Source organism: Variovorax sp. 01T439_2 (assembly GCF_056398445.1).
Genome location: NZ_JBFTPJ010001059.1, coordinates 1 through 1,890 on the forward strand (window position 1 = coordinate 1; position 1,890 = coordinate 1,890).

2 protein-coding genes are annotated in these 1,890 nt (G+C 53.9%); both read right to left on the bottom strand.

What is annotated here, in order from left to right:
* Positions 1-239: 239 nt before the first annotated feature.
* Positions 240-638 carry a hypothetical protein gene (locus tag AC1DOC_RS31795; protein WP_478081054.1) on the bottom strand — a complete coding sequence of 133 codons (399 nt, stop codon included), beginning with the start codon at positions 636-638 and terminating at the stop codon, positions 240-242.
* Positions 635-1,890 (bottom strand): RHS repeat-associated core domain-containing protein (locus AC1DOC_RS31800; RefSeq protein WP_478131350.1); only part of this gene is annotated, 1,256 nt, incomplete at its 5' end. The genes AC1DOC_RS31795 and AC1DOC_RS31800, both read right to left, overlap by 4 nt.

Genomic DNA, 1,890 nt, shown 5'->3' on the forward strand with positions numbered 1-1,890 from the left:
GCCGCGTGCGCCGCGTGCCACGAAAAATCATAGTTACTGGATTTGACCAAGGCCCCGGTTTCTAGTCCTTCGAGCTGCCGGAGTAATTCATTGCCTCGACGTTGAGCAATTTTCTCTCTAATTTTGTCCGCGCCTATAGTCGACATGCTAGTCTCCAGTGCGTGCTCTCAAACATATCAACATGTTTTAAATTGCTGCGCAGCGGAATGCTTGTATGCAAATCTGTGAAATTCTCAGAATTATTTTTTATTTTTTAGATTGTAGCGCGCTGCTTGCGCTACGTCTTCTATAGAGTCTTTTGAAAGTTTCTCCAGTATGTTGAGAGGGGTCTTTGCATTAATTGCAATTCTTTCACGGACAAGATAATTCTCATCTCTAGACAATATATCAAACAACTCTGGGGACAATTTTCTTTTATCGGCTACGAATAAATTTGTTCCAGGATGGTTTTCGACCAAATACTTAAGTATTTCAAGAGGAACGGTTTTATTGTGCGCAACCCATTGTCGGAGTTCTGGATAATTTTCTATTACGTCAATCCAAACCCCGACTGATGCCTCTTCGTGAGCGGCGCGGTCATATTCTTCCTTTAAGGAACTTAATCTCAGTCTTGAGAATTCTTCTGCCGACTCAATCATTGAACATCCTTGCACTTCATATTCTTGAAATCAACGTTCTTTCCGGTTTCGCTCTTGTGTTTGCTCATAAAGTCGCCATACCGGTCCGCATCGGCTCTCCAAGAGCCATCACTGTTGTAAACTTTCCAAGCACTTCCACCATGCCCTGTTTGATCCGGTGACCACCATTGCCTGGTTTTGGGGTCATAGAAATATTTCACTCTGCCAACGCCGGAGACATGACCGTCGCAGAGCCTATCGTAGCGATTTACTTCCCACGGCTTTCTGCATTCGGAGCATTTGGGGTTTTGATTGGGCTTTGATGACTCCGGTTTTCTTCCTGCGCCGCTCGTGCGATTTAATCCAAGCGGGTCAATCCATTCAACGGGATTTGGAGCATATTGTTGAAGGTGGATTCCGCCAAACAATCCGATCGGATCCTTGCTTACGAACCGCCCACTCCCTGGGTCGTAATACCGATACCGGTTGTAGTGCAGCCCCGTCTCATCGTCAAAGTACTGCCCCTGAAACCGGATCGGATTCCTGAACCCCGCCTTCCGTCCCGCCTCGCTGATTGCCTGCTTGGCTTCGCCCCAGGCCTTGTATTGCGCAGACCAGGCGATCTGCCCCTCATGGTCCGTCAGTTCCTGCGGCGTGCCCAGATGGTCGCACTGGTAGAACGCGATCTCTTCCTTTGCGAAGGCCTGCGGCGTCTTGAGCTGCGTCCCGTTCCATAGCGGATCCTGCTCGATGTCGTAGCGACCGCCGTTGGCGGCGATCAACGACTTCACGTCGGTGGTCTGGCTCAGCGCAACGGCCTGGGCCTGCCTGATCTGCACCAGCGGCACGAAGGAGCCGGGCTCGTGGATGTAGTGCACGCTGTCACCGCGCCAGGCCTGCAGCTCCTGCTGGCCCTCGGTGCTCTGCGTGCTCTCGAACGCCAGCGTGTCGCCGTCCCAGCCGAAGAGGGTGACGTCGTGCTCGGAGCGCTTGACGATGCGCCGGCCCAGCGCGTCGTAGCTGAAGCTTGTGGTCTCACCGAAGGTCTCGGCGCTGCGCATGCGGTTGAAGCCGTCCCAGGTGAAGGTGGTGATTTCTCCGTTGCGGCTGCGCTCGATCAGGTTGCCCCGCTCGTCCCAGGTGTAGTGGGTGCCTGCATAGTCCTTGAGCAGGTTGTCCATCAGCCGGCCGGCCATGCTGCGGCCATCGCCGTTCAGGCGCACCGCGACGCGGGTGGTGACGCGGCCTGCGGCCTGCGCGTTGGCACCGGTGT